Source organism: Ilumatobacter sp. (genome assembly GCF_046290335.1).
Lineage (GTDB): Bacteria > Actinomycetota > Acidimicrobiia > Acidimicrobiales > Ilumatobacteraceae > Ilumatobacter_A.
Genome location: NZ_JBKAGH010000009.1, coordinates 122620 through 149487, shown reverse-complemented (window position 1 = coordinate 149487; position 26868 = coordinate 122620). Strand labels below are relative to the sequence as shown.

General features: G+C 67.5%; 23 protein-coding genes and 1 pseudogene. 6 read left to right on the top strand and 18 right to left on the bottom strand.

Annotated elements, in window-relative coordinates; all coding sequences use genetic code 11:
• Positions 1–43 precede the first annotated feature (43 nt).
• Together ACE37B_RS23455 and ACE37B_RS23450 are read left to right on the top strand one after the other, a co-directional pair.
• Positions 44–658, top strand: coding sequence for a TetR/AcrR family transcriptional regulator (locus tag ACE37B_RS23455; RefSeq protein WP_409925774.1), 615 nt, complete (start codon positions 44–46; stop codon positions 656–658).
• On the top strand, positions 652–2454 hold the full coding sequence (locus ACE37B_RS23450; protein ID WP_409925773.1) for a potassium channel family protein: 1803 nt from the start codon (positions 652–654) through the stop codon (positions 2452–2454). Before ACE37B_RS23455 ends, ACE37B_RS23450 begins: the two co-directional genes overlap by 7 nt.
• Here the strand turns inward: ACE37B_RS23450 and ACE37B_RS23445 are convergent.
• The 14 genes and pseudogenes from ACE37B_RS23445 to ACE37B_RS23380 all read right to left on the bottom strand — a co-directional run bounded on the left by ACE37B_RS23445 (position 2445) and on the right by ACE37B_RS23380 (position 18605).
• Positions 2445–3434, bottom strand: coding sequence for a nucleoside hydrolase (locus ACE37B_RS23445; RefSeq protein WP_409925772.1), 990 nt, complete (start codon positions 3432–3434; stop codon positions 2445–2447). The genes ACE37B_RS23450 and ACE37B_RS23445 overlap by 10 nt on opposite strands.
• A 54-nt stretch (positions 3435–3488) precedes the next feature.
• Positions 3489–4526, bottom strand: a complete 1038-nt coding sequence (locus ACE37B_RS23440; protein ID WP_409925771.1) for a Rieske 2Fe-2S domain-containing protein — start codon at positions 4524–4526, stop codon at positions 3489–3491.
• A 230-nt stretch (positions 4527–4756) separates the two neighbouring features.
• Positions 4757–5545, bottom strand: coding sequence for an anti-sigma factor (locus ACE37B_RS23435; RefSeq protein WP_409925770.1), 789 nt, complete (start codon positions 5543–5545; stop codon positions 4757–4759).
• Positions 5542–6129, bottom strand: coding sequence for a sigma-70 family RNA polymerase sigma factor (locus tag ACE37B_RS23430; RefSeq protein ID WP_409925769.1), 588 nt, complete (start codon positions 6127–6129; stop codon positions 5542–5544). Before ACE37B_RS23430 ends, ACE37B_RS23435 begins: the two co-directional genes overlap by 4 nt.
• Before the next feature lie 95 nt (positions 6130–6224).
• Positions 6225–6635 carry a hypothetical protein gene (locus ACE37B_RS23425; protein ID WP_409925768.1) on the bottom strand — a complete coding sequence of 137 codons (411 nt, stop codon included), beginning with the start codon at positions 6633–6635 and terminating at the stop codon, positions 6225–6227.
• Between the two features lie 124 nt (positions 6636–6759).
• A complete protein-coding gene (locus tag ACE37B_RS23420) occupies positions 6760–7362 on the bottom strand; it encodes a fasciclin domain-containing protein (RefSeq protein ID WP_409925793.1) in 603 nt (200 codons plus the stop codon).
• Positions 7342–7983, bottom strand: a pseudogene (locus ACE37B_RS23415) (fasciclin domain-containing protein); the annotation flags it as partial. The gene ACE37B_RS23420 and the pseudogene ACE37B_RS23415, both read right to left, overlap by 21 nt.
• 88 nt (positions 7984–8071) lie before the next feature.
• Positions 8072–9865, bottom strand: a complete 1794-nt coding sequence (locus ACE37B_RS23410) for a molybdopterin-dependent oxidoreductase (protein ID WP_409925767.1) — start codon at positions 9863–9865, stop codon at positions 8072–8074.
• 101 nt (positions 9866–9966) lie between these two features.
• Complete coding sequence (locus tag ACE37B_RS23405; protein WP_409925766.1) at positions 9967–10491, bottom strand: hypothetical protein; 525 nt, start codon at positions 10489–10491, stop codon at positions 9967–9969.
• A gap of 167 nt (positions 10492–10658) precedes the next feature.
• Positions 10659–12527, bottom strand: coding sequence for a 4Fe-4S dicluster domain-containing protein (locus ACE37B_RS23400; protein WP_409925765.1), 1869 nt, complete (start codon positions 12525–12527; stop codon positions 10659–10661).
• On the bottom strand, positions 12527–13570 hold the full coding sequence (locus ACE37B_RS23395) for an amidohydrolase family protein (RefSeq protein WP_409925764.1): 1044 nt from the start codon (positions 13568–13570) through the stop codon (positions 12527–12529). Before ACE37B_RS23395 ends, ACE37B_RS23400 begins: the two co-directional genes overlap by 1 nt.
• Positions 13571–13606: 36 nt before the next feature.
• Entirely contained in the window at positions 13607–16219 is a 2613-nt protein-coding gene (locus ACE37B_RS23390; RefSeq protein WP_409925763.1) for a molybdopterin cofactor-binding domain-containing protein, read from the bottom strand.
• Entirely contained in the window at positions 16216–17334 is a 1119-nt protein-coding gene (locus tag ACE37B_RS23385; RefSeq protein ID WP_409925762.1) for an N-carbamoyl-D-amino-acid hydrolase, read from the bottom strand. Before ACE37B_RS23385 ends, ACE37B_RS23390 begins: the two co-directional genes overlap by 4 nt.
• Complete coding sequence (locus ACE37B_RS23380) at positions 17331–18605, bottom strand: Zn-dependent hydrolase (protein ID WP_409925792.1); 1275 nt, start codon at positions 18603–18605, stop codon at positions 17331–17333. The genes ACE37B_RS23385 and ACE37B_RS23380 overlap by 4 nt, the downstream gene beginning before the upstream one ends.
• Positions 18606–18713: 108 nt before the next feature.
• Between ACE37B_RS23380 and ACE37B_RS23375 the strand changes: the two genes are divergently transcribed.
• The 4 genes from ACE37B_RS23375 to ACE37B_RS23360 all read left to right on the top strand — a co-directional run bounded on the left by ACE37B_RS23375 (position 18714) and on the right by ACE37B_RS23360 (position 21908).
• Positions 18714–18950 (top strand): thiamine-binding protein, encoded by a 237-nt coding sequence (locus tag ACE37B_RS23375; RefSeq protein ID WP_409925761.1) that lies wholly within the window; start codon positions 18714–18716, stop codon positions 18948–18950.
• A gap of 117 nt (positions 18951–19067) precedes the next feature.
• Positions 19068–19676 (top strand): histidine phosphatase family protein, encoded by a 609-nt coding sequence (locus ACE37B_RS23370; protein WP_409925760.1) that lies wholly within the window; start codon positions 19068–19070, stop codon positions 19674–19676.
• A 102-nt stretch (positions 19677–19778) separates the two neighbouring features.
• Positions 19779–20123 (top strand): hypothetical protein, encoded by a 345-nt coding sequence (locus ACE37B_RS23365; RefSeq protein WP_409925759.1) that lies wholly within the window; start codon positions 19779–19781, stop codon positions 20121–20123.
• Positions 20124–20168: 45 nt separating this feature from the next.
• Complete coding sequence (locus ACE37B_RS23360) at positions 20169–21908, top strand: N-acyl-D-amino-acid deacylase family protein (RefSeq protein ID WP_409925758.1); 1740 nt, start codon at positions 20169–20171, stop codon at positions 21906–21908.
• 48 nt (positions 21909–21956) lie between these two features.
• On the opposite strand, the gene ddaH is transcribed toward ACE37B_RS23360, so the two are convergent.
• The 4 genes from ddaH to ACE37B_RS23340 all read right to left on the bottom strand — a co-directional run bounded on the left by ddaH (position 21957) and on the right by ACE37B_RS23340 (position 26798).
• Positions 21957–22745, bottom strand: coding sequence for a dimethylargininase (gene ddaH / locus ACE37B_RS23355; protein WP_409925757.1), 789 nt, complete (start codon positions 22743–22745; stop codon positions 21957–21959).
• A gap of 77 nt (positions 22746–22822) precedes the next feature.
• Positions 22823–24616 carry a choice-of-anchor I family protein gene (locus ACE37B_RS23350; protein ID WP_409925756.1) on the bottom strand — a complete coding sequence of 598 codons (1794 nt, stop codon included), beginning with the start codon at positions 24614–24616 and terminating at the stop codon, positions 22823–22825.
• Between the two features lie 188 nt (positions 24617–24804).
• Entirely contained in the window at positions 24805–25743 is a 939-nt protein-coding gene (gene ctlX / locus ACE37B_RS23345) for a citrulline utilization hydrolase CtlX (protein ID WP_409925755.1), read from the bottom strand.
• A complete protein-coding gene (locus ACE37B_RS23340; RefSeq protein ID WP_409925754.1) occupies positions 25743–26798 on the bottom strand; it encodes an ornithine cyclodeaminase in 1056 nt (351 codons plus the stop codon). The genes ctlX and ACE37B_RS23340 overlap by 1 nt, the downstream gene beginning before the upstream one ends.
• Positions 26799–26868: the final 70 nt, after the last annotated feature.

Sequence of the window (26868 nt, the reverse complement as noted above, 5' to 3'; positions counted from 1 at the left end):
GATGAACGGCGTCGACATCCGACGGAGAAGGTAGAAAGGCAGCATGGCGTATCACCACGGCGGTCTCCCTGACACGCTGCGTCAGGCCACGGCCGAGTTGGTCGCGGAACGCGGACCAACGGGTTTCAGCCTGCGAGAGGTCGCCCGTCGCGCCGGAGTGTCACACGCCGCGCCCCAGCACCACTTCGGGAGCGCACGAGGGCTGCTGACGTCGGTTGCCGTCGAAGGCTTTCGGCGCCTACGCGACGAGTTCGTCGACGCCATCGCGCTCGGCGGCACGGCCGCTGAACTGCTCGAGCGAACCGGACTCGCCTACGTCCGAACCGCGCTCGCGTATCCCGGCCACTTCGGTCTCATGCTCCAGCACGACCTCGTCGATCCCGACGACCCCGAACTGGCGGAGGTGAGCACCGAGACGTTCGGGCTGCTGGTGGCCGTGATCGAAGCGGTGCGTGACGAGTGCAACACCGACCTCGACGTCGACGACGCCGCGATCATGTGCTGGTCGCTGATGCACGGTCTGGTGGTGCTGACACCGAAGCACGTCGAGATGGCAGAACGAGAGCTGACACCTCGACCGGAGATCGAGCAGCGGGTGCGTGCCTTCACCCACTACCTGATCGCCGGGTTCGCGGCGCGCGAAGATGGCGCATGCTGAAGTCGCTGGGTGCCACCGTCGCCAACGTGACGGCCCGGCTCGGAGCTGGCCGTCCCCCTGGCTCACCCCGATCGCTTTCCGACGTGTCCGTCCTCGCGATCACCAGCGCGCAGCGCCGTCGGCAGATTCGCACGCTGTTGCTGCTCGGCTTGGTGTTCGTCGTCATGGTCGCGTTGTTCAGCGCCGTGTTCCATTCGTTGATGGATCGCGAAGGCCGGTCGTACTCCTGGCCGACGAGCGTCTATTGGACGCTCACGACGATGACGACGCTCGGGTTCGGCGACATCACCTTCGAGTCCGACGCAGGTCGCATCTTCTCGGTCGTCGTGCTGCTGTCCGGCTCGACCTTCCTGCTCGTGATGCTGCCGTTCGTGTTCATCCAGTTCGTCGTGACCCCGTGGATGACCGAGCGCGAGCGCCGGCGCACGCCTCGCGAGGCGCCGTCGGGGTTGCGCGACCACGTGATCCTCACCGCGATCGGCCCGGTGGAGTTGGCGTTGATCGAGCGTGCCGGTCAAGCCGACGTGCCGTATCTTCTGATCGTCGACGACCTGGTCGAGGCCGGCCAACTCCACGATGATGGCGTCGCCGTGATGCTCGGGGCGTTGGACGATCCCGAGACGTACCGCCGAGCGCGGGTCGATCACGCCGCGTTGGTCGTCGCCACACGCAACGACCCGACCAACACCAACATCGCCTTCACCGTGCGAGAGATCGCGCCCGACGTCGACATCATCGTCAGCGCGAACTCGCCAGCAGCGGTCGACATTCTCGAAATCGCTGGCGCGAACCACGTCGTGCAACTCGGGAACATCCTCGGCTCCGCGATGGCAGCGCGTTCGCTCGGTCTGGCCGGACGCAGCAACGTGATCGGCGAGATCGCCGGGCTCCTCATCGCCGAAGCCGGTGCCGGTGGATCGAGCCTCGTCGGCCAGTCGCTCGCCGAGGCGCAGCTCCGCAGTCGCCTGGGCGTCGGGATCGTCGGCGTGTGGAATCGTGGCCACTTCGAGATCGCTACCGCCGACACCGTGATCGAGCCGTCGACGCTCTTGCTGCTCGCGGGCACCAAGAAGCAACTGGCCGCCTACGACGTCCGGCACGGAACGCCCGGTGCAGAGGATCGCCAACACACGGTCATCATCGGAGGTGGCCGCGTCGGTCGCGCCGCCGCCGCCGACCTTGCTGCGGAAGGCGTGTCGTGCACGATCGTCGAGCAACTCGCCGAGCGGGAACGTCCCGCCGTCCAGTACGTGATCGGTGATGCCGCCGATCGTTCGGTGCTGGAAGCAGCCGGGCTCGACGACGCCAGCGCCGTGCTGATCACGACCCACGACGACGACATCAACGTCTACCTCACCCGCTACATCCGAGGGTTGCGACCCGACGTGCGGCTCGTCTCACGAGCACGGCTCGACCGCAACGTCACCACGCTCTATCGCGCTGGCGCCGACTCGGTGTTGTCGTACGCGGCGACGGGCTCGGCAGCGATCTGGAACCACTTCCGGGGCACCGAGACGGTGTTGGTGTCGGAGGGGCTCGCCGTATTCCGCACGGCGGTGCCCAAGCGTCTCGTCGGTACGACCCTGGCCGACGCGCACGTGTACCGCCTGACCGGGTGCAACGTGGTCGCCGTCGACCGCAACGGCGTGATCGAAGGGAACCCCGACCCGCGACTGCCGCTACCGGCCGATGGTGAGCTGATCCTCGTCGCGACGCAGGAGTCCGAATCGCGATTCTCCGAGGAGTATCCGCACGCACGACGTCGGCGAGTATCGGCCGATCGCCATCAGCGCTGATCGTCGCCGAACATCGAACGCACCGCACGACGGAACGCGTCGACGTCGACGTCGAGACCGATCTGCCACCGGGCGAACTCCGACACCGTCGACTGCACCGATCCGGCTCCGGCGCGTTCGAAGAACGGAACGCGTCGGTCGGCGACGGTCGCTCCCCACGCTGGGCCGGGTGCTGTCTGCACGGCGAGTGGCAGCACGGGTCCGTCGACCAGCGGCAGGACGGCTGCCATCGTCGCGAGGAGGTCATGGCACGGGAACTCGCCAGGCGCGCAGAACGTTCCCGCCGATCGACGGTAGAAGTCGAGTGGCTCGTGCAGGAAGCTGGCTGCCGCGGTGCGCTCCTCGGCCAGCAGCGCGACCTCGGAGGCGGTGAACGTGGCCTGGTGGGTGACGTCGAGTCCGACCAGTAACGGCGGTTGCCGCCACGCCGCGATGACCACCTCCGACGCTGCGATCGGGTCATGTGCGATGTTGGCCTCGGCGGCGGGCAAGGCGTTGCCCTGCACGGCGATCGTGCCGCCCATGACGACGAGGCGATCGACGAGCGCCGCCAGCTTCGGCTGGGATCGCAACGCGATCGCGACGTTGGTGAGCGGGCCGAGTGTGACGAGGCTCACTTCGCCGGGTCGCTCGGCGCACACGTCGTGGATGAGCGCCGTCGCGTCGGGTTCGATCGTCCACGATGCCTGGGGGGAGCGACCGGTGTTGCCGAGCCCGTCGAGTCCGTGGATGAAGTCGGCGGGCCGCAACGCCGGCACTGGACCCGCCGGTGTGTGTTCGCCGATCGCGACGCGCACGTCGGTGCGGCCGGCCGCTTCGAGCACCGTGCACACGCTGCGAGTCGCGACATCGATCGAGACGTTGCCGCCGACGACGGTCACGCCAGCCAGGTCGACGAACTCGGACGTGGCCGCGAAGAACAGCGCGGCGGCGTCGTCGATGCCTCCGTCGGTGTCGATCACCAGTGGGCGGCTGTTCACCTCGTGCTCGTCATCTCGTGCTCGTGTTCTGATCTCGTCGTGCTCGCGTTCTGATCATCGCGGCGCGCCCGTCGCCCACTCGGCGTCCGGCGCGACGTGCGGAGCTGTCGCTGCCAGTTCGGCGAGCACCTTGCGGTACTCCAGCGTCATGCGATCGGCTTTCGTGTGCAGCTCGGTCGTCGGTTCGATCGGGAAGTTCGGGTTCACGTGCTCGAGCAGCGCTTTGTCTTCTGCCTGGACCTGCCGGTCGACGGCGGTGATCGAGTCCCACAGCTCGGGTGGCGGGTCGTCGTTGCGCGCGATGAACTGGCAGAACAGTGTGGTCTCGTCGTCGATCGGTGTGCAGGTCTTGAACAGCACGTGTTCCAACCCGTTCTCCTCGTAGACCATCCGGCCGCGGAAGACGAACGGTTGCACCAACGTCGCGTGCGTCGTGCGTCTCGTCAGGCCGACGTCGAGGCCGGTGTTGCGCTGCTGGCTGTCGTTGATCTGCGAGATCATCGTCACCGAGAAGTTGATCGTCGAACCGTCACGCTCGATCGGTCCGGATTCGAGGCGTGGATTGGCGGAGCTGCCGATGGAGTTGCGGTGGACCCAGGCGGCGTGGCTGACGTCGAGCGCGTTGTCGATGATCCGCGGCGCCGACGCCGTCCAGACCTCCATCATCTCGTGGATCAGCGTGTACCCGGCGGTGTCGGCTTCGTGGAGGTCGGGGATGTCGGCGCGCGGCATGCCGACGCACACCCAGACCAGTTCGTAGCGTTCGCCGGCGAGCACCTTGTCGACGTGCGCTCGAGGTGGGATCGGCAGGGCCGGGTCGGCCGACGGGATCTCGACGCAGCGGCCGTCGGCGTCGAAACGCCACCCGTGGTACGGACACGTGAGACACCCGTCGGTCACCCACCCTTGCGACAAGCGCGCTGCTCGATGAGGGCACTCGTCGACAGCAGCCTGGACGGTGCCATCGCCAGCGCGCCACGCGACGTACTGCTCACCGAAGATCCGAAACGCGACCGGCTCGTCGGCGATGTCGGCGCTGTACGCGATCGGATACCAATAGTCCCGAAACGCGGGGACCTCGCTGATCAACATGTCGGCTCCTCGAGCGCTGGTGCGGACGTCGATCCGGACCGTATTCACGCCACGGGTCGGGGCCAACACCGCGACCGAGAGTTCACGCCAGCGAAACAGACCCCCGATGTTCAGCGATGAGAATCGGTGCGAACAGGTCACGCCGAAACTCATCGCCCTTGGGTGAGTCGTACTGCGATGAGAATCGGTGCGAACAGGTCACGCCGAATCTCATCGCCCCTGGGGTGTGGTCAGGTGGAGGCGACGATGGGGAGTGTCGGGGTCTCACTTCCCGAGGCCCGTTCGACGGTGACGCCGAGCTCGAGGTCGCGCGGGTCGCGATCGTCGAAGCGCTGCTCGACGCTCCCCGACTCATCGGGTCGGAACAACCCGACCGACTGCGCTCCGCCTGCGTCGTCGACGAGCCACAACTGGTAGGTCTCGTCGTCGGAGAGTTCGGGCACGTCGGTGCCGAGGACGACGAGCGCGTCTTCGGACGGGGAGAAGGTGACCGTCAGCGCTCGGCCGAGTTCGCCGTCGAGCACGCGGGTGACCGCGTCGGGAGCGAGGGCGACCTCCTCGATCGGTGAGCGAACGTCGTCGTCGCCGCCGGTGATGACCGCGACGCCGCCGGCGAACAGCACGGCGACTGCGGCTGCTGCGAGGAACGGCATCCAACGCCCGCCGCGGCCGAGTCTCGGCCGGCTGACCGGCTCGGAGTCGTCGTCGAACTGATCGTCGAACTGATCCCGGAGCGCGCTCGTTCGATCGACAGGGCCGCGAGCGGTCGTCGACGAGTGTGCCGTGTCGGGCGCGTCCTGCTCGACGTTCGCGATCGCGGCGAGGACGTCGTCGCGCAGCGTGGTGGGCGGGGTGATCGGCTGGGTCGTCTGGAGCGCAGCGGCGACCGCGAGGTCGGCGTCGAGTTCGTCGGCGATCGTCGCGTCGGCAGCGAGGGCCGCGTCGAGTTCGAGCTCCTCGGCCTCCGTCAACTCACCGAGAGCAGCGAGCGCGAGGAGTTCGTCGATCCGGTCGTTCATGGTGCGTCCCCGATGATGCCACGCAGTCGCTTGAGTCCACCCCGTATGCGACCTTTCACCGTGCCGAGCGGCAGATCCAGTCGTTCCGCGATCGCGCCGTGCGGATGCCCGTCGATGAAGGCGAGCTCGATCACTTCACGCTGGTCCGCCGGGAGTTGTGCGAGCGCCCGCCCGACCCGTTCACGGTCGAGCGACGACACCACAGCGTCGTCGACGCCGTCGGTCGGTCGGTCCGGTTGGCGGCCGAGTTCGTCGATGCGGTTGCGCTGCGACTGTTCGCGTCGCACTCGGTCGACCGCCCGGCGGCGGGCGATCGTGACGATCCAGGTCGACACGCTGGCGCGGCTCGGATCGAACCGGTTCGCGCTGCGCCACGCCTCGACGAAGACCTCCTGCGCGACTTCTTCCGACATCGCCGGATCGCGCAGCACCCTGGTGATCACGCCGAGCACGATCGGTGCGACCGCGTCGTAGAGCAGCGCGAAGGCATCGTGATCGCCGCGCTGGATGCGCTCCATGAGCAGGTTGGGATCGTGGGTGACGGCGGCGATGCGCTCATGATGCCACGGGTGTGGCTCGTTCAACCCTCGACTCGTCGCTGCACGAGGTGCCGAGCTTGGTGTGGCCGTCGATCGCCGGCCGGGCGTTGGTCCGCTCGGCGGCGCCATGAGCATGGCGGTCACCGACATCCGACGAACTCCGTGAACGTGCAGGCGTGGAGCGACAGGAACCACACCGGACGACCCGGCGAACTCCACCGAGGCACCTCGAGTCGCAGCCCGGCGTCGGACAGCTCGACGAACGCATCAGGTGACGCAGCGGCCGAGACGGGGATCGCGATCGGGCTCGGTGCTGCGGTCCCATGCGTGACCACGAGCACGTCGGCTCGTCGTGACAACTTGACCTCGCCGAACAGATCGAGCAGCGCCGTCGTCGACGAGCCCAGCCCGACGGCGAGACCACTGTGGAGCTCGGCGAGCGCTGCCTGGGAGAACATCATCGGGCGTCCGACGAGCCCGCTGATCTCGATGCCCTGCATCGAGCGCGGACGGTGGGTTCGGTCGGCGGTGTCGGCTCGATAGTCGCTCATGTCAGTCGTTCGCATCGCCGTTCCCCCTGGATCACTCATCACTCGATCCGTCACGCTCGAACCGTCCCGGGACGCGACGAAGGCGGGGAAGGCCGAAGCCCTCCCCGCCGTCGTCAGCGTGTGATCAGGGCATCAACACGGCGTCGATCACGTGGACCGTCGCGTTGGCCGTCTGGATGTCGGCGCAGCCGACGTTCGCCTGACCGTTCACCACGAGGGTGTCACCGTCGACGGCGAGCGTGAGATCGTCACCGTTGACCGTGGTCACCGAGTCGAGCTCGGCGAGGTCGGTGCTCGAGAGCTGTTCGCCGGCGACGACGTGGAACGTCAGCACCGAGGTCAGCGCATCGATGTCGGCGAGCAGACCGTTGAGCTCTTCTTCGGAGAAGGCATCGAAGGCCGGGTTCGCCGGTGCGAAGATCGTGAACGGGCCGTCGCTGTTGAGCGTGTCGACCAGTCCGGCTTCGACCACCGCGGTCACGAGGGTGCTCAACGCAGGGTTGTTGGAAGCGGCGGTGCCGGCCGGGTCGTCGGTCATGCCGGCGAACGAGCCTTCTCCGTCCTCGGGGATCGCTGCGCACAGCGGGCCACTCGGCGCCATCGCGCCTTCCATCTCGCTGTCCATGTCGCTGTCCATCTCGTCGTCCATGTCGCTGTCCATCTCGTCGTCCATGTCGCTGTCGATGTCGCTCATGTCGTCGGTCGGCGGCATGAGGACGCTGCCGATGATGTGGACCGTGGCATTCGCCGTCGTGACGTTCGAGCAGAGGACGTCGACACCGTTGACGGTCGTGCCGTCGGGACCGAACTCGAGGTCGGCTCCGTTGACGGTCGTTGACATGCCGGTCGAACCGAGACCGGCAGCGTCGAGCAGCTCACCGGCCACCACGTGATAGGTGAGGATCGACGTCAGCAGGTCGTTGTCGGCGAGCACGGCGTCGAGGTCGGCAGCCGGGATGGCGGCGAACGCATCGTTGACCGGGGCGAAGATCGTGAACGGACCATCGCTGTTCAGCGTGTCGACGAGACCCGCCTGGTCGACGGCGCCGACGAGCGTCGACAGCAAGGGGTTGTTCGAGGCGGCGGTGGCGGCCGGGTCGTCGGTCATGCCGGCGAAGGAGCCTTCACCCTCGGTCGGAACCGCGCTACAGGCCGGACCGAACGGCCCGTCCTCGCTCATGGGAGCGTCGGTGCCGGATGCGGCCGGGGTGTCGGTGACGGCGGGTGCTTCGGTCTCGACGGGGGCGTCGGTGGTGACGGCATCGTCGCTGTCGCTACCGCAGGCGGCGGCGACGAGGGCCAGCGATGCGCACGCTGCGACCATCTTGGAGGTTCGGCGGGGGTTCATCTCAGGTGTTCTCCATCTTGTGTTGGGGGGTGTTCACGCTGCGATGCAGCGAAGGTGGGTCTTCGCCGAGTGAGCGGGGGGAGGGAGCTCACTCGACGAAGACCACGATCTGGTGTTGCCCGGAGGCACCGTCTGGCAGTGGTTCGGATCGTTCGTCGGTTTGGATCACACCGGATCCGTCGATCGCGCGGCAGCGGATCGAGGTGCGCGTGCGGTCGGTGCCCGACGGGGTGAAGCGGTACGCCCACTGCCGCCAGGTGTCGTCGTTGAGCGCGTCGCCGAGCTCGGCGGCCTCCCACGAGCCGTCGTCGATCTGCACCTCGACAGCGCTGATGCCACGGGTCTGCGCCCACGCCACCCCACCGATCGCCGCGGTGCCGTCGGGGCCGACGGTGAGCGTGCCGAGTCCGTCGACGGAGTCGATGCGGCTCATCAGCTTGACCGGTGCCCGGTCGGCGTACCCGCGCGGCACCCAGTACTGCTCGAAGTCCTCGAACGTGGTCAGCTCGATCTCGACGAGCCACTTCGTCGCCGAGATGTACCCGTACAGGCCGGGCACGATCAGACGAACGGGGAAGCCGTGCTCGAACGGCAGCGGCTCGCCGTTCATCCCGAACGCGACGAGCGCGTTGCGGCCGTCGGTCGCCGCCTCGACCGGGAAGCCACACGTGTAGCCGTCGATCGACCGGCCGACGACCTGCGTGGCGCCCGCCTGCACGCCAGCCTCCGCGAGGAGCTCGTCGAGCCGGACCCCGAGCCAGCGCGCATTGCCGACGAGTTCGCCGCCGATCGTGTTCGAGACACACGTCAGCGTGATGTCGTGCTCGACGACGTCGCGTGTCAGCAGGTCGTCGAAGCTCAGCCGAAGCGGTCGGTCGACCATCCCGGTGACGCGCAGCTCGTACGCGTCGGTCGGGAGCTGCGGCACTTCGAGCGCCGTGTCGATGCGGTAGAACTCGTCGTTCGGCGTGAAGAACGGTGCGATGCCGTTCACACCGGTGGAGCTCCCGATCTCGACGCCGGCCGGCACCGGTCCTGCAGACGCCGACGGCGTCGGCAGCGCGAGGGCTGCTCGCGACTCGGCGGCGCTGAAGCGGCTGCGAATCGCTCGACCGACCGCGCCGGCTCCCGCACCGAAGACCGCCAACGCCGCGAGCACGCCGCCACCGCGCACCAACACGTCCCGCCGCGACACCGTCGCCGACGGGCGAGCGGTCTCGTCGCGCCGCTCGACCGACGATGGCGCCGTCAGTTCGACGTTCGACACACCGGCTCGCACGTCATCGACGACGGCGGGTGTCATGGCGGGTGTCGCATCGGGCGCTACCTCGGTCGGCATGACGGCAGGCACGAGGGCAGACACGACGGCAGGCTTGACGGCCGGCACCTCGCCGGTCGTCGGGACCTGCACGTCGTGGTGGAGCCGCGCGAGGACGACGCGGTCGGCGACGGCGAGCGCGGCGGCACCGAGGGTGACCCCGATCAGCGTGGGGAGTGCGTCGTCGATCGAGCCGCTGACCGGACGGGTGACCGCGAGCGTCACGCCGATCACGCCGAACGCCGCGATGCCCACCATCGCCAGCCGGATCCGACCCACGGCAGTGGCGACCCCGATCGCTGCGGCGAAGATCGCCAGGAGCACGCCGATCCCGATCAGCAGGGCGAGCTTGTCCTGCGTCCCGAACCACTCGATGGCGAGGTCCTTGATCGCCGGTGGGACGTTGTCGATCACGCGGTCGCCCACGTCGAGGATGGGCGAACGCCACGAGCGGTGGAGCCCGGCGACGAGTTCCGCCACGCCGAGCGCGACGACCGCGACGATCAGCCCGCTGAGCGCTCCGATGGCGAGGAGGAGTCGTCGAGGTGCGTGCCGATCGGACATGTCGGCAGTTCGCACGCCCGCTCGAATTGGATGCCGTCGGCAACGGTCGCGTCGCCGCGAACTCGGTCAGGCGGTCGATCGGCGCCGTCAGGCCGCCGAGATCAGGGCAGCAGACGAACGGCGGTGAGGAGGAGCGTCGACCAGCCGGCGGCGAACGCGACGAGCCATGTTGTCTGGCGGTTGATCATCTCCAGCACGTCCCCGCGAAACGTGGCGATCTCGGTTCGCAACTCGTAGCGCAGTTGCTCGTCGGATGACTGCATCTCGTTTCGCAATTGCTCGACGGACGACTGCATCTCGTTTCGCAATTGCTCGTCGGATGACTGCATCTCCGTGCGGAGCTGCTGGAACTGGGAGGCGACCTCCGTGCGCAACTGTCGGTTCTGGGATTCCAGGTCGGTGCGCAGCTGTTGGTTCTGGGAGTGCATCTCGGTGCGCAGCTGGGTTGCCGATGCAGCGATCTCGGCGCGCAGGGTGCTGCCGAGGGCGTCGATGTCGCCGGAGGTGGCGACCTGATCCCAGGTGACTGGCGGCAGGTGAGACATGAGTGTGTCGGCTTCCTCGGACCCGAGGACGACCTCGAGCTTGCGATGAAGACTGAGTCTGGTTCGGTCGTCGACCGGCATGGCGGGTCCCCTTTGATCGAGTGAGCAAAGGGGGAGTCGGTGTCGTGAGGACACCAAGCGGCTGTGACGCGGTTGTCGGGTCGACCCTCGAGACCGCAGACGGGTTCTCTGCCACTCGCACGGATCGAGCGGCGCGAGTCGACCAGCGCGAGTGCAGCGCCGCGAGTTCAGCGGCGTGGGGCGAGGGGCAGGCCTTCGTCGGCGGTGAGGACCGAGTGCAGACGTTCGACTTCGGCGTCGGCTCCGCCGGCAGCTCGGATGTTGTCGGGGTCGGTGAGGTCGAGCAGGAAGCGTGGGCCCTCCGCGGCGGCGAATCTCGTTGCGTCGAGGTAGAGCCGCGGCTTGACCAGTGCGGGGTCACCGTTCTCCGGGCAGAACGTCAGGCAGTTGCCGCACTCGTTGCACAGCTCGCTCAGCACCAGGTACTGCTGTCGTCCGGCCGAGGTGAGTTCGTCGGCGAGAGCGGCTGGCGTCGGCACCTTGAAGAAGGCGTCGTTCGGGCACACGGTCACACAGAAGTTGCAGGCCACGCATCCCCACATCTCGAGGTCGTGATCGACGGATCGTGGCAGCTTGGTGTTGCCGTCGACGTGGTAGGCAGCGAGGCCCTCACCCGTGATCGCTGCGAGGTGGGCGGCAGCGGTGTCGCGATGGCCGGCGCCCTGTGACGACGTCAGTCGCGCGGCGCGGAACCCGTCGAGGTCACGCGAGCCGGACTCGGTCACCGCGTTCATCAGCGCGTTGAGCATCGGCACCAGGCGCCCGTAGCCACCGGGCTTGAGCAGGTCGGAGCACACGCTCGCGGGCCGCACGCCCATCGCGATCGTGTCGGCGAGATTGTCCTTGTTGACCCCTGCCGAGAAGCTGACCATGATGTCGCCGTCGTGGCCGGGGATCATCAGACGTCCCGGCAACGCGTCGGCGAGCCGATCGAGCACGGCCGTTGCAAGCACGTGCAGCGGCGGGCCTGACAGGTACATCGTCTGGTCGGGCATCCACCCCTTGTGGTTGTCGACGACGAGCGTATTGGTGAGCTTGATGCCGAAGCGGTGGTCGTGTTCGGTCGCGAAGGCGTGGAGTTCGTCGATCAGCGTGATCGCCCGATCGAAGCGCAGATCCTCTTCGAACGCGGTCGGTACCAGCCGGACGTCGTCGTAGCCGAGCGCGCCGTGCACGATCGCGTCGACGCCGTCGAGGCCGAGCAGCGTCGGGTTGAGCTTGACGATCACGTCGATGTCGTGCCGCGTGATCAGATGCTTCGTGATCGCTTCGATCTCGTCGGGCGGGCAGCCGTGGAACGTCGACAGCGTGATCGTGTCGGAGATCGCCGGCGGGAACTCGAGATCGCGTGCTGCGGCGAACGCGTCGGGGATGAGCGGGCGCAACCGCTCGATCTCGTCGCGGGCGTTGGCCATCGCGTCGATGAAGCCGGCGACCTTGTCGGACTGGATGCCGGCGAGGTCGTAGCCGACCGACATGTCGAACACGAACGGGCCCGGATCATCACCGAGGAACTCGGCGAGGGGTTCCCAGCGCTGCAGGATGTGGATGATCATCCACGCCTTGACGTACTCCTCGAGGCTCTGTGCGACCGTGAGCTCTTGGCTCCACTCGATGTTGTAGCCGATCGTCTGCATGTCGATGCAGGGCCGCGCGATGTCGAGGTCGTCGAGAATCTGGACCGTCTTCAGTTCGAACAGGCGTGAGCCACCGAGCCAGGCGAGCACGATGTTCTGTGCCATCTGACTGTGCGGCCCGGCTGCGGGGCCGACCGGCGACGCGGCCGGGCGACCGAGGAACTCGAACGACAGGTCGACCGCGTCGGGGCCGGTGTCACGTTTCCAGAACCGCGCGGTCGGCAGGTCGAAGATCCGCTTGCGGGTCTGCCATTCGTGCGCGATCCGCTCCAGCAACACGTCGAGCGACAGCGGCGTCAGCGGGGCGACCCCGTCAGAGCTGCCGGTGGCCGCGCCGGACTGGGTGCTGGTCTCGTCGTCGGTCGTCGTGTTGGTCTCCGTATCGATTTCCTGGTTCATCACAGCTCCTCGAGGGCTCGGTGGAGGCGGGTTGCCTGTTCGGCGGCTTTGGCTCGGATCTCGTCGGGATCGACACGCGTCGCGACGCCGTCGCGCAACGCCGGCTCGCCGCCGATGTCGACGTCGATCGCGCGGATCGTCGGCGTGAACGCGACGTGCCACGGCTCGATCGTCGAGTACGACCAGGTGACCGTGTCGGCGGCGACTTCAGGGAACAGCGCGGCGCCCTGTTGCAGCCAGGCCCAGGCGGTGTCGGGCGACGCGTGCACGTCGGCCTCGCGATGTTTGACGTAGGCGAGTTGGAACTCGGCGAGCATGTCGGCCCCGATGCCGTCGGTCCCCAACGCCACCGGATTGGCGAACCGCGCCGGCGCGGCGTAGCCGACCGAGTTGTTCATGTTGGACCGAGGGTTGTGCACGATCGTGCCGCGCAGGCCGTGATCGTCGGGAAGGTACACGCCGTGGATGATGAGCCAGTCGTCGGTGCTCAACTCGGCGAGCCGCTGGTGGGCGCCGTGATCGTCGGACCCCTCGGCGACGTGGATGTGGACGCCGACCCCGTGTCGTGCGGCGAGGTCGGCCGCTGCAGCGAGGGACTCGTCAGAGCAGGTGAACGAAGCGTGCACCCCGACCATCGCCCGACGACCGGTGCTCGCGGATTCGGTGAGATACCGCTCGTTCTCGGCGAGGCCGCGTGCGGCGCCGTCCGCTCCGTGTCGGTCGGTGATGCCGTAGCAGGTGTTGATCCGCACGCCGACCTCCTCGCAGGCCGCCGCGATGACCGAGAGCGAACCATCGATCGCGTTCGGTGATTCGTGGTGATCGATGATCGCCGTGGTGCCGGCTTCGAGCGCTTCGAGCGCGCCGAGCTTCGCCGACCACTCCAGCATCTCGAGGTCGAGCGCACGGTCGAGGCGCCACCACACGTTCTCGAGGATCTCGAGAAAGCTCCCCGGATCCTTCGGCGGCGCGGGCATCCCGCGAGCCAACGTCGAGTACAGGTGATGATGCGCGCACACCAGCCCCTGCGTCACGCTGCTCATCCCGGCACCTCCAGGATCCCGAACGTGACGGGAACCTCAGGTCCAGGCACCGGCTCGCTCCCGGTTGGCGAGGTTGACGAGGGGGAGTTCGGCGTGCCACTCGCCGGTGCGGTCGTGGATCGCGGCGGCCACGGCCCCGGCGGTCGGCACGAGCCCGATCTCGCCGACGCCCTTGATGCCGTACGGCGAATCCGGTTGGGCCGCCTCGACGAGGATCACGTCGACCGGCGGCATGTCCTTGGGGCGGATGATGTCGAGGCTGCGCAACGTGTCGTTGACCGGCCGTCCCGACTCGTCGCACGGGAACCCTTCCGACAGCGCGTAGCCGAGTCCCATGTGGACGGCTCCCTCGATCTGACCTTCGCACAGCATCGGATTGACCGCCCGCCCGACGTCGTGGGCTGCGACCACCCGCTCGACGTCACCCGTCTCGCGGTCCATGATCACGACCTGCGACGCATACCCGAACGTCGAGTGGATGACCGGATTCTCCAGCCCCTCGTTGATCGAGTTCGTCCAATCGACGCGGTACTCGCCTTCGTAGTCGACGCCGACCTGGCACCCGTCGGCGAGCGCGGCCTGGCACGCCCGCTGTACCGACCCGGCGCCCATCAGGGTGCCGCGGCTGCCCGTGGTCTGGCCGGCACCGAGCTCTCGCGTCGAGTCGACGATGACCTCGATCCGCTCGGCGTCGATCCCGAGTTCCTCCACGGCCACCTGCAGTGCGACCGTGTGGACGCCCTGGCCCATCTCGGTCCAGCAGTGGCGGACCTCGACCTTGCCGTCGGGTCGGAAGTGCACGACGGCGCGGGCGATCTCCTTGAACCCGTTGCCGAGCCCGGAGTTCTTCAACCCGAGCCCGACGCCGACCGCCTTGCCGGCCGCGACCGCGTCGTCGTACGCGGCCTTGACCGCGTCGAGGCAGGCGCGAGCACCGAGGCTGCCGTCGTCCATCACCTGACCGGGACCCCAGACCGCGCCGGGCTCGATCACATTGCGCGACCGGATCTCCCAGCCGGAGATGCCGACCTGCTCGGCGAGTCGGTCGAGCACGCCTTCCATCGCGAACTGCGCCTGGTTGGCGCCGAAGCCGCGGAACGCGCCGCACACCGAGTTGTTGGTTCGGGCGGCGATCGCCTCGACGTCGATGGTCGGGGACACGTACGGGCCGCTCGCGTGGCCGGCAGCGCGCTCCAACACCTTCATGCCGACCGAGGCGTACGGCCCGGAGTCGCCGATCATCCGCACGTGCAGCCCGACGAGCTTGCCGTCCTCGTCGCATCCCGCGCGGTAGTGCATCCGGATCGGATGCCGCTTGGGATGCATCAGCAGCGACTCTTCGCGCGACAGCGTGATCTTCACGGGGCGTCCGGTCAGCCAGGCCGCGAGCGCGGTGTGCGCCTGATTCGACATGTCTTCCTTGCCGCCGAACGCGCCGCCGTTCGAGACGAGCTCGGTGGTGACCCGCTGCTGGTCGATGCCGAGCATCGCGGCGATGTCGTTGCGGTCGTCCCAGATGCCCTGGCCGCCCGAGTACACGTACAGCGTCTCGGGCTCGACCGGCCCGTTGTCGGCATCGCTGCCGGCGGGCATCGTCGGCACGGCGAGCGTCGACTCGGGTTCGAGGAAGGCGTGTTCGATGCGTTGGGTCTGGAAGATCTGGTCGACGGTGAAGGCTGCCTCGGCCAGCGCGGCGTCGACGTCGCCGCGTGCGTACTTCGACGTCGACAAGATGTTGCCGTCGAGTTCCCACACGGCCGGCTCGTCGGTCTCGATGACGCGCACCGGGTCGACCATCGGCTCCAGCACGTCGTAGCCGACCTCGACCAGCTCGGCTGCGGCGCGGGCGATCTGGCGGGTGTCGGCGACGACGACGGCCAGGACGTCACCGAGGTAGGCGGTGCGCCCGCCGACCGGGATCATGATCGGCCAGTCCTTGTGGATCAGCCCGACTCGTCGGGCGGCCGGGATGTCGTCGGCGGTGAACACCGCGTGGACCCCCTCGACTGCGAGGGCGGCGCTGGTGTCGATCGAGATGATGTCGGCGCGAGCGTGCGCGCTCAGATGGAGCGCGCCGTGCAGCATCGCGGGCACGGTCATGTCGTCGATGAAGTCGCGCTGGCCGACCGACAACTCGCGTCCCTCGTACTTGATCCCACGCGATCCGACCCCGCCCGGCTGGACGACGACCGGTACATCGTCGTGAGCCAACGCTTCGACCGCGTCGAGCACCTTGATGTAGCCGGTGCAGCGGCACAGGTGGGCGCCGAGATGGCGCGAGGCTTGCTCGCGGGTGAGGTCGGCACCGTGCTTGTCGATCAGCGCCTTCGTACGCACGACGATGCCGGGCGTGCAGAAGCCGCACTGGAGCGCGCCGCACGCGGCGAAGGCGTCGGCCATCTTGGCGACCTCGGCCTCGTCGATGCCTTCCAAGGTGACGATCTCGGCACCCTCCACTTTCGACATCGGCGTCTGACAGGAGATGCGTGCCTTGCCGCCGATGAGGACGGTGCAACATCCGCACTGACCCGACGGCGAGCAACCATCCTTCGGTGAGGTGACCCCCAACTCGTCGCGCAACGCTGCGAGCAGATGCGGATGGTCGTCGGACGCGGTGACGCGCTGTCCGTTCAATTCGAACTCGGTCATGGGGTGCTGCCTTCCGGGGTCGCGTCCGCGTGGTCCTCATGCGAGTCGTCACGCGAGTCGTCGGTCGGTGTGGTGATCTCGATGCCGTGGACGCCGGTCGGATCCGCGAGCGCCGTACCCGCGGCGACGTCATCGTCTTCGCCGAACACGATTTCGTGGCCGTCGACGAGCGCCTGGGGTCCGTCGGTCGACGTGATCAGGTGGTACATCTCCGGGCGCCGGTAGCGGTCGAAGTCGAACAGCGTCTTCTTGTACCGGTCACACATGTCGAGGTCGCAGGCCACGCTGATCAGCTCGTCGCCGATGCTCGTGGCCTGTGCGACGATCTGACCGGACGGCGCGATGATCACCGACTGGGCGAGCGACTCGACGCCTTCTTCGATGCCGCCCTTGGCGACGCCGACCACCCAGGTGCCGTTCTGGTACGCGCCGGCCTGCATCACCAGTTGGTTGTGGAACGACTGCAACGGATTCTGCGACGGGTCGGGTGCGTAGTTGAGCGGCGTGTTGTAGCCGATCAGGATCATCTCGGCACCCTGCAAGCCCATCACCCGGTAGGTCTCCGGCCAGCGCCGGTCGTTGCAGATCGCCATCCCGACGATGCCGCCGAACGCGGGGAACACGCTGAACCCGTCGGGCGATTCCTCGAAGTAGCGACGCTCGAGGTGTTGGAACTGCCGCCACGGCTCGTAGTTCTCGTGGCCGGGGATGTGGACCTTGCGGTACTTGCCGACGATGTCCCCGGCGCGATCGACGAGCATGTACGTGTTGTAGCGATGGCCGTCGGGCGTGAGCTCGGCGTACCCGAGACAGAAGCCGACGGCGAGCCGCTTGGCTTCGTCGAACAGTGGTTTCGTGGCCGGATTCGGCATCTCGATCTCGTAGTAGCTGTCGAGCTCGGTCGTGTCGCCGCCGATGCCGGTCGGCCCGCCCTCGTCGAGATACCAGCGGGGAAAGAACGTGGTGAGCGCCAGCTCGGGGAACACGACCAGTTCGCAACCGAACTCGGCGCCGCGTCGCAGCAGCGCGAGCAATCGATCGACGACTTCTTCGCGCGATTCGTTGCGAGCAATGGGTCCGAGTTGAGCGGCGCCGATGGTGATCATGCGAGTCATGAGAGGTCGCTCGCTGCGAGTCGGAGCATCACGTCGAGCAGGACGTTCGCGCCGGCCTCAATGTCGGCGGGCTCGGTGTACTCGGTGACGTTGTGGCTGATCCCGTTGACGCTGGGCGTGAAGATCATCGCGGTCGGGCAGATGCGGGCGAACATCTGCGCATCGTGCCCTGCGCCGGAACACATCCGGCGGATGCTGTGGCCGCGCTCGGCAGCCGCAGCCTCGATCATCTCCGCCACCCGATCGTCGAACTCCACCGATGCGAACCGTGCGAGCGAGCGAGCGGTGACCGTGACGCCCTCGGCCGCTGCCGCGTCGGCGACGAACGCATGGAACTCGGCTTCGGCCGCTTCGAGGGTGGCATCGTCGGTGTTGCGGAGATCGACCGTCATGGTCACCTTCGACGGCACGACGTTGACGAGGTTCGGCACGTGGCTGACCACGCCGCAGGTGGCGACCTGCGCGCCGCCGAAGCGCTCGGCCAGTTCTCTCACGAACACGTTGATCCGCGCGGCGACGACTCCCGGATCGCGTCGCAGCCGCATCGGGGTGGTGCCGGCGTGACATGACTGACCGATGATCGTGAGCTCGGTCCACGAGATGCCCTGCACCGCTTCGACGGCACCGAGTTGGATGCCTTCGTCTTCGAGGATCGGCCCCTGTTCGATGTGCAACTCGACGAACGCGTGCGGCACCGCACCAGGGATCGGCGCCGACCCGAGATAGCCGATGCGTTCGAGTTCGCCGCCGACGCTGAGGCCGTCGCGATCGGTGATCGTCAACGCCTCCTCCAGCGCGAGCCCGCCGACGTACACGAGGCTGCCGAGCATGTCGGGAGCGAACCGGGCGCCTTCTTCGTCGGTGAACCAGCCGACCGCGAGCGGTCGGGGGAGATCGAGCCGGGCGGTCATCACCGTCTCGATCACTTCGAGCCCGGCGAGCACACCGAGGTTGCCGTCGTAGCGGCCACCGGTCGCCACGGTGTCGATGTGTGAGCCCGTCATCACGGGTGCGATGCCGTGATCGAAGCCGGGCATCGTGGCGATCACGTTGCCGATGCCGTCGACGGTGATGTCGAGGCCGAGCTCGTCCATCCAGGTGCGTACGAGGTCGCGGCCTGCCTTGTCGTCGTCGGTGAGCGCCAGGCGAGCGCATCCGATCGTGCCCTCGATCGCGCCGATCGCGCCAAGTTCGTCGAGACGGCTGATCAGCCGCTCACCGTTGACGCGCAACGGTTGCACGCTCCCCGATTCAGGTGAGAGGTCGGTCATCGTCACGAGCCGCGACCGTACCAAACGACCTTTACAAATTGTCAACGACATCTGTGAACGTTGGGTTTCGTAGCCGACGCCTCGCGCCGCATGCGTAATGTTTGCCACGTGGCTGACGCACACCTCGAAGTCCTGGTCGAACCGTTCAAGGAGAACGACCCGGGCCCGCACGTGCTCGCTGTCGTCGCCGCCATCGAAGCCGAGGGCATCGACGCCGACATGGGCCCGTTCGCTACCACCGCCGACGGTGACCTCGACGCGATCACCGAGGCAGCTGCGGCCGTGGTCCGCGCCAGCCTCGACGCCGGCGCCACCGCTATCCAGCTCCGCATCGAACGCACCTGACCAACAACATCTGGGGTCAGACCCTGCGTGTTCGACACCTGGGGTCTGACCCTGCGTGTTCGACACCTGGGGTCTGACCCCAGGTGTTGAGCGGGGGTGGCGTGCGATGATTGGACGGTGGGTGTGCAGCAGCTCCTCGTGATCCGACACGGTCAGACGGAATGGTCGCGTACGGGATTGCACACCGGTCGAACCGACATTCCACTCACCGATGTCGGACGAGACGAAGCTCGAGCGGCCGCACGGACGCTGGACGGATGGGGGCTGCAGCGTGCCTACAGCAGCCCGCTCATCCGTGCCCTCGAGACGGCCGAGTTGGTGAGCCCGGCCTGTGGTCTGGTCATCGACGACGACCTGGTCGAGTGGGACTACGGCGACTACGAAGGAGAGTCGACGCCCCAGACTCGCGAGCGCGTCCCGGACTGGTCGGTGTGGACCCACGAGATCGTCGGGGGAGAGTCGGTCGACGACGTCGGCGCTCGCGCCGATCGATTCCTGGAGCGATTCGACCGCGAGGTGCCCGACGGCAACGGCGTGGTGTTCGCCCACGGACATCTGCTGGCGATCCTGATCGCTCGATGGTGCGGCCTCGCGGCCGTCGAAGGTCGTCGCTTCGCGCTGGCCACCGCCACGGTCAGCCTGCTCGGCCAGCACCGCGACGACCGGGTGATCCGCGCGCTGAACCACCGGGTCGGCGACGTCCTCGACCCGCCGTTCCGCACCTGATCCGATTCGCCTCACCAGCGACGACGACGATCCTGAATTCGTCTGGCGCCAGGCTCGGGTTGCTCGGGGCGGCCGTAGAATTGCCGGATGGCTCAGAACTCGATGATCGCCGGTGCGATCCTGATCGTCGTGGGCGTCTTCGTCACGCTCGTGTCCGACTCCGGCAGCGTCACGGCGCTGATTCCGGCCTTCATCGGCGTGGTGTTCGTCGTGCTCGGTGCGCTCGGGCGAGCGAAGCCCGATCTGAATCATCACCTGATGCACGCCGCCGCCGCGCTCGCACTGCTCGCGATCCTGGGCAGCCTCGGATCGGCCATCGGACGGGGCAGCACAGGGTGGGCCCTGTTCGCCCAGCTGGCGACCGTTGCGGTTGCCACCGTCTTCCTGGTGCTGTCGATTCTGTCGTTCCGCGCCGCCCGCCAGGCCCGCGAAGCCGCCGCGAACTGAGCGTTGACTCGTAGGGCAGCTCCGACGCTGCGCGAGGATGTGTCGATGCATGATCTCGTGATTCGCAACGGCCGGATCGTCGACGGAACCGGCGCTGCGCCGGTCGACGGCATGAGCATCTCGGTCGACGGTTCGACGATCACCGGGATCGGGCCGGACGCCGACATCGGCCCGGGCCGTCGCGAGATCGACGCTGCGGGGCAGATCGTCACGCCCGGCTTCGTCGACATCCACACGCACTACGACGGTCAGGCCACATGGGACGGCGAGCTCGAGCCGTCGACCCCGCACGGCGTCACCACGGTGGTGATGGGGAACTGTGGTGTCGGGTTCGCTCCGGCCAAGCGCGACGAGCACGAGTTCCTGATCGAGCTGATGGAAGGCGTCGAAGACATCCCCGGCGCCGCATTGAGCGAGGGCATCTCGTGGAACTGGGAGAGCTTTCCGGAGTATCTCGACGAACTCGACCGCGGTGAGTACGCCGCCGACGTCGCAGCGATGATCGCCCACGGCCCGCTGCGCACCTACGTGATGGGCAAGCGTGGGGCCGACAACGAACCCGCGAGTTCCGATGACATCGCCCAGATGGCGGCCCTGGTCCAGGAAGCCGTCGAAGCGGGCGCGATGGGGTTCTCGACCAGCCGCACGATCGGTCACCGGGCGATGAACGGTGACCCAGTGCCCGGCACGTTCGCCGCAGAAGACGAGCTGTTCACGATCGGCCGGGCGCTGCAGCGCGCCGGCAAGGGCGTGTTCGAAGTGGCGCCTGCAGGTCTGGCCGGCGAGGACCTCGTGGCGCCGAAGAAGGAGGTCGACTGGATCTGTCGTCTGGCCGACGAGATCGGTCGGCCGGTCACGTGGCTGATGTTGCAGAACATGGTGGAACCCGACGAGTGGAAGGAGCTGATGGAGCTGTCGCAGCAGGCGCAAGACGCCGGGCGCCAGGTCATCCCGCAGGTCGCCGGTCGCCCCTTCGGCATCCTGATCGGGCTCTCGACGAAGCATCGCTTCAAGGACATGCCGAGCTTCGCATCGCTGCGCGATCTCTCGTTCGCCGAGCAGGCGGCAGCGATGGGTGACCCCGACCTCAAGGCCCGACTCATCGCCGAGTCGACCGCGGTGATGGAGAGCGTCCGCGAGACCCAACCGATGGCGTACCAGGTCGTGAACTCCTACGAGCGCCAGTACCTGCTGGGCGATCCGGTCGACTACGAGCCGACGCCCGACCGTTCGATCGCGGCGCAAGCCACGGCCAACGGCGTCGAGCCGATCGAGGAGTTGTACGAGCGCCTGCGTGATCGCGACGGCGAGGCACTGATGATGATGCCGTTCCTCGGTTACGCACACGGCAACGGTGATGCGCTCTACGAGATGCTGACGCACCCGGCCGCCGTGCTCGGACTCGCCGACGGCGGCGCACACGCCAACTTCATCTGCGACGCGTCGACGCCGACGTGGATGCTCACGCACTGGGTACGTGATCGCAGCCGCGGGCCGCGTCTTTCACTCGAGCACGTCGTCAAGAAGATGACGGCCGACACCGCGGCACTGTTCGGGTTCACCGACCGTGGCGTGCTCGCGGTGGGCAAGCGTGCCGACATCAACGTGATCGACTTCGACAACCTCCGGCTACGCGAGCCTCGGCTGGTGGCTGACCTGCCAGCCGGTGGGACCCGGCTGCTGCAGGCGGCCGAGGGCTACACGGCGACGATCGTGGCCGGCCAGATCACCCGCGAACGCGACGAGTTCACGGGAGTGCGACCAGGCCGCCTCGTCCGCAGCTGACGCACAGGTCATCGTGCCAGGCACGATGACCTATGGGGGTACCCGGGGTCAGTCGACGCCGTCGTGGAGGCGGATCGAGAGGCAGGTCACGCAGCCTTCGAGTTTCTCGAACTCGCTGATGTCGACGGCAACGACGTCGTAGCCGAGCGATCGATAGTGCTCGGCTGATGTCGGGCAACTCGACGCGACGAGGATCCGGCCGTCGCCGAGATCGACGACGTGCGCGCCCGACTCCTCCGGCGCCAGGTACAACCGAGCGAACGCGTCCGGTTCGTCGACCAGCGGCGCGTAGCCGACGATCGTTCCGTCGGGGAGCGCGGTCAGGCACGACTTGAGATGCAACGCTGCGGTGACCGGGACCTCGACGACCGTCGCTCCTTCGGCTTCGAGCAGCCGACGGAACTGCTCGATCCCGGCGGCGTCGGATCGAGCGCTGCGCCCGACGTACACGGTGCCACCGACCTTCAACACGTCGCCGCCGTCGAGGTGGCCCGGCGCCTCGATCGACGCCACGCTGTAGCCGAGTTCGCTGAAGCGGTCGCCGATCGCGTCGATCTCGCCGCGTCGCGACTCGGCGCCCGGCCGACACACGATCGCAAGCTCGCGATGTACGACGACGTTGTCTTCGATGAACACACCATCGGGGTGGTCGTCGAGTGCGGGAACCTCGATGACGTCCCAGCCGGCGGTCCGGAACGCGTCGACGTAGTGCGCCCACTGCTGCTCGGCCAGAGCGACGTCGACCGGTTGACGATCGACGTAGCTGATCTCTCCGTCGGCGAGTCTCGGGCTCGGTGGACGCACCACGATTCGGCGGGACGTGTCGCTGTCGATCACGCCGCCACTCTACGAAGCGACGAATGGAGCGACAGAGTGGGTCAGACCCACTCTGTCGCTTCGAGTCGGTGGTCAGCTCAGGTGAGCGGGCGACGGCGTGCGGCGATGAGCACCGCGCCACCTCCGCACAACAGGAGCAGCGCAATCAACGCCGTGTTCGAGTTGGACGAACCGGTGGCAGGCAACTCGGTCACCGGGTTGGCTGTGGTGACCGGGGCGGCGGTGGTCGGCGTCGCAGTCGCCGGCGGCATCGTGGTGGTCGCATCTGGCATCGTCGTGGTGGTGGTCGTCGTGTCGACCGGAGCTGGCGCGACGTCGACGCGCATCAGCCGAGACGTGCCGCTGACCTCGAACGACACCGCGAGAAGCGGCACCCCGGTCGGGCTGTCGGCGGCGCTGATGAACGCGATGCCTTCCGGTGACACGTCTCCACCGCCGGTCACCAGGTTCTGAGCCTGATCGGTGGTCTCCGCCGTGTTGAGGTAGTCGATGAACACCGGTGCGCTCGGCGTGCTGATGTCGTACATCATCACGCCCCCCGACCGTTCGAGGCCGATGAAGGCGAACGTGCGCCCTTCGATCACACCGACGGCGAGCGCCTCGGGCTCGGGGCCCTTGTCGTCGCTGCGTTCGTCGGTCTCGAGTTCGTCGAGGTTGAAGAAATCGGTACCGAGCAGACGCTGCTCGAAGTCGTCGCCGCTGTCGAACACGACCGTGCCGTCGAGCGCCCGAATCGTGAACGAACGAGCGCCATAGGAATAGACCTGCTCGATCTCACCGGCACCGTTGAACGTCGTCGGGAACGCACTCGTCGTGCGGAGGCGGCCCAGGTTCTCGTCGTCGCCGTCGGTTGCGGCATACGGCGGCTGCGCGACGCCGAAGTCGCCGACTCGCTCTTCTTCGGAGAAGCAGTCGTAGTCACGAGCGTCGCCTTCGTTGGCCGAGACGGTGTACAAGGTGCCGTCGATGTCGACCACCGAGATGGCGTCGGGCTGGTACATGCCGAGCACGTTCCACGTCGCGATCGCTTCGGCGTTGTCGCGGTTCGAGGGGTCGAGGCCGTTGCCGTCGAGCGAATGGTCCTTGTAGCCGAGCGGCACGATGTCGGTCACGGTCGCGGTGGCGATGTCGACGACCGCGATCGCGTTGTTCTCCTGGAGCGTGACGTGTGCGGTGGTGCCGTCGGGCGTGATCGCGACGTACTCCGGCTCGAGGTCCTGCGAGGCCGTCGATCCGGGGAAGAAGATACGGATGTTCTCGGCGCGCATCGCCGCCTCCGTGCCGTCGAAATCGGTGAAGTCGGCGGTTGCGACGGTGTCGTTCTGCGTGTCGATGATCGAGATGGAACCGGCCGGGTCGACGTCGAGTGACGTTCCGTCACACACCGGCTCGGCCTCGTTGGCGACGACGATGTAGCGACCGTCAGGCGTGAAGGCGATCGAGTCGGGCAGCACGCCCACCGTGTACACCTGGTCGAAGGCGCCGGCGGTGGTGAAGACGGCGACGGCACCCGGCAACACGGGGTCGGCGTTGGCGACCGCTGCGGCGACGAGCCCGTCGCCGACCGCCACGCTCTGGATACCGGCGCCATACGACGAGATGTCGAGCTGCGTCACCAGCGTGGGCGCCGCCGGGTTGGAGACGTCCACGACATCGATCGTGTTGTCGACACCGTTGGTCGTGAACATCTGGTTGGTGACGGCGTCGAATGCGATGATCTCGGATCCTCCTTCGCCATCACCGCTGTCGTAGACGCCGAGCGCCGTGAGTCCTTCGTCGACGTCGGTTTGCGCCGAACCAAGGAATGGGCTGGCGCCGAGCAGACCGACAGACGTCGCTGCGGCGGTGATGATGAGGGTGCGTGGTTTCACAACGGCTCATCGGAGCAGCCGGAGTCGTCGCGGAAGCGACGCCGCCATGAACGTGCAGCGTCCGAAGTGTGAACTGTCGGCGAACGATGATGCGGCTGGTCGCCTGGTCGAAACGAGCGAAGCGACAGAGTGGGTCAGACCCACTCTGTCGCCTCGAGTCGGGTCGACGGCCGGGCCAGTGAGGCGGGTCAGCGCGGTTGCAGGTGGATGCCGGCGAGCATGCAGCGCACCGATCCGCCGGCGAGTTCGATGGTGGGAATGTCCACGTCGACGATCGTCGACCACTCCTCGATGCGTTCGATCTGCTCAGTGGTCAACGCTCGTCGTGCCCGCGTCGACATCGCCAGCACCGACCCGCTCGACCCGGTGAGCTCGAACGCGTTGCCAGCGAAATCGGCGACCTGATCGTGCCGCAGCGCGATGACGTCGCGCCCCGATCCGGCGAGTCGCTCCACGATCTCGTCGCGTCGGGTCGCGTCGACGATGGCGTCGAGACCGACCAACGCGAACGAGGTGGCGACACACATCAAGACGTTCGTGTGATAGATCGCGATGCCGGCCGGATCGACGGCGTCGAACGCCATCGGTTCGTAGCCGAAGTTGGTGCAGAACCGCTCGAGCACGATCGGATCGGCTCGATGCGAACGCGCCACGTACGCGATTCGATCGAGATGATCGAGCACCATCGCACCGGTGCCTTCGAGGAAGAGCCCGTCGACTTCCAAGCCTGAGTAGTCGATGACGTCCTGCACCCGGTACGCCTGCTTGAGCATCTCGATGACATCGCTGCGACGTTCGAGCCGCCGGTTCGGCGTGCACATCGGGAACACGGCGACGTGGCCGCCGTGGTGCGTCGAGAACCAATTGTTCGGGAACACGCTGTCGGGCGTGGCGTGGCCGTCGTCGTCGAACAGGTGCACCGCGATGCCGTGTCGCTGCAGGACGTCGGCCACTGCAGTTGCTTCGTCGAACGCGTCGCGAGACACGGTCATCGCCGCCGCGTCGATCGGTGCGTCGGTCTGGAAGACGTTGTCGACGCGTGTCTGTTCGTTGGGTTCGAAGTGGTGCGGTCGGATCATCACGACCGCGCGCGGCGCCTGGACGCTCGTGCGGGTCGCGAGTGCCATCAGGCCCCCGCCACGGGAACGGGCAGCAGGGCGAACAGGTTCTTCGGATCGGCCGGCTCCGCGATCAGATCGATCTCGTCGAAGTAGTCGGTGCCGGTGAGTCGATCGTTGAGGAACCGCAGCGCGCAGAAGTCCTCGATCGCGAACCCGACCGAGTCGAAGACGGTGAGTTCGTCGGTCGACGTGCGGCCAGGGCGATCACCGGTGAGGACCTGCCACAGCTCGGTGACCGGCCAGTCGCGAGGCAGGAATTGGATCTCGCCTTCGATGAACGACTGCTCGGGGTACTCCACGAAGAGGGTCGCCCGCTTGACGAGGTCGAGTTCGAGTTCGGTCTTGCCGGGGCAGTCGCCGCCGATCGCGTTGATGTGCAAGCCGCGGAGTCCGCTCGGGCCGGTCCGGGCGGCTCGGACCATCTCGTCGGTCAGGATCGTCGCGTTGCGCTTGTCGGCGGTGCACGTGGTGATCACGTCGACACCAGCGACCGCCTGCTCCGGCCCAGTGCACACGGTGACGTCGAAGCCCATCGACGTGGCGTTGCGCTCGAACTTGTCCATCGCTGCGGGGTCGACGTCCCAGATCCGCAGCGTGTCGATGCCGAGCACCGCTCGGAACGCCAACGCCTGGAACTCGCTCTGCGCGCCGGTCCCGATCATGCCCATCGTCGACGCCCCGGCGGGGGCGAGCACCTTGGCTGCCATGGCAGACGTCGCCGCCGTGCGCAGCGCAGTGAGCAACGTCATCTCCGACAGCATCAGCGGGTAGCCGGTGTCGACGTCGGCGAGCGCGCCGAACGCGGTGACGGTCTGCAGCCCGCGGGTGGAGTTGATCGGGTGGCCGTTGACGAACTTGAAGCCGTACGTGACACCGTCGCTGGTCGGCATCAACTCGATGACACCGTGGCGGGAGTGGCTGGCGACCCTTGGGGTCTTGTCGAACTCCGGCCAGCGGCGGAAGTCCTCTTCCATCGCGGTGACGAGGTCGACGAGGAGAGCCTCGATGCCGGTGTCGGCGACCCATCGAGCGAGGTGATGAACGTTGACGAAGCGGACCATGGCCCAACGCTACGGCTGATCGATGTGCACTCTCAATCGTCAGAGCGGGAGAAAAGTGAGCGTAAATAGC

Excerpts from the sequence above, each read along its gene's own strand:
- ACE37B_RS23385 (WP_409925762.1), bottom strand. The coding sequence starts at position 17,334 with ATGACTCGCATGATCACCATCGGCGCCGCTCAACTCGGACCCATTGCT.
- ACE37B_RS23395 (WP_409925764.1), bottom strand. The coding sequence starts at position 13,570 with ATGAGCAGCGTGACGCAGGGGCTGGTGTGCGCGCATCATCACCTGTAC.
- ACE37B_RS23405 (WP_409925766.1), bottom strand. The coding sequence starts at position 10,491 with ATGCCGGTCGACGACCGAACCAGACTCAGTCTTCATCGCAAGCTCGAG.
- ctlX (WP_409925755.1), bottom strand. The coding sequence starts at position 25,743 with ATGGCACTCGCGACCCGCACGAGCGTCCAGGCGCCGCGCGCGGTCGTG.
- ACE37B_RS23390 (WP_409925763.1), bottom strand. The coding sequence starts at position 16,219 with ATGACCGAGTTCGAATTGAACGGACAGCGCGTCACCGCGTCCGACGAC.
- ACE37B_RS23400 (WP_409925765.1), bottom strand. The coding sequence starts at position 12,527 with ATGAACCAGGAAATCGATACGGAGACCAACACGACGACCGACGACGAG.
- ACE37B_RS23425 (WP_409925768.1), bottom strand. The coding sequence starts at position 6,635 with ATGAGCGACTATCGAGCCGACACCGCCGACCGAACCCACCGTCCGCGC.
- ACE37B_RS23440 (WP_409925771.1), bottom strand. The coding sequence starts at position 4,526 with ATGTTGATCAGCGAGGTCCCCGCGTTTCGGGACTATTGGTATCCGATC.
- ACE37B_RS23435 (WP_409925770.1), bottom strand. The coding sequence starts at position 5,545 with ATGAACGACCGGATCGACGAACTCCTCGCGCTCGCTGCTCTCGGTGAG.
- ACE37B_RS23450 (WP_409925773.1), top strand. The coding sequence starts at position 652 with ATGCTGAAGTCGCTGGGTGCCACCGTCGCCAACGTGACGGCCCGGCTC.
- ACE37B_RS23410 (WP_409925767.1), bottom strand. The coding sequence starts at position 9,865 with ATGTCCGATCGGCACGCACCTCGACGACTCCTCCTCGCCATCGGAGCG.
- ACE37B_RS23340 (WP_409925754.1), bottom strand. The coding sequence starts at position 26,798 with ATGGTCCGCTTCGTCAACGTTCATCACCTCGCTCGATGGGTCGCCGAC.
- ACE37B_RS23365 (WP_409925759.1), top strand. The coding sequence starts at position 19,779 with ATGATCGCCGGTGCGATCCTGATCGTCGTGGGCGTCTTCGTCACGCTC.
- ACE37B_RS23380 (WP_409925792.1), bottom strand. The coding sequence starts at position 18,605 with ATGACCGACCTCTCACCTGAATCGGGGAGCGTGCAACCGTTGCGCGTC.
- ACE37B_RS23455 (WP_409925774.1), top strand. The coding sequence starts at position 44 with ATGGCGTATCACCACGGCGGTCTCCCTGACACGCTGCGTCAGGCCACG.
- ACE37B_RS23360 (WP_409925758.1), top strand. The coding sequence starts at position 20,169 with ATGCATGATCTCGTGATTCGCAACGGCCGGATCGTCGACGGAACCGGC.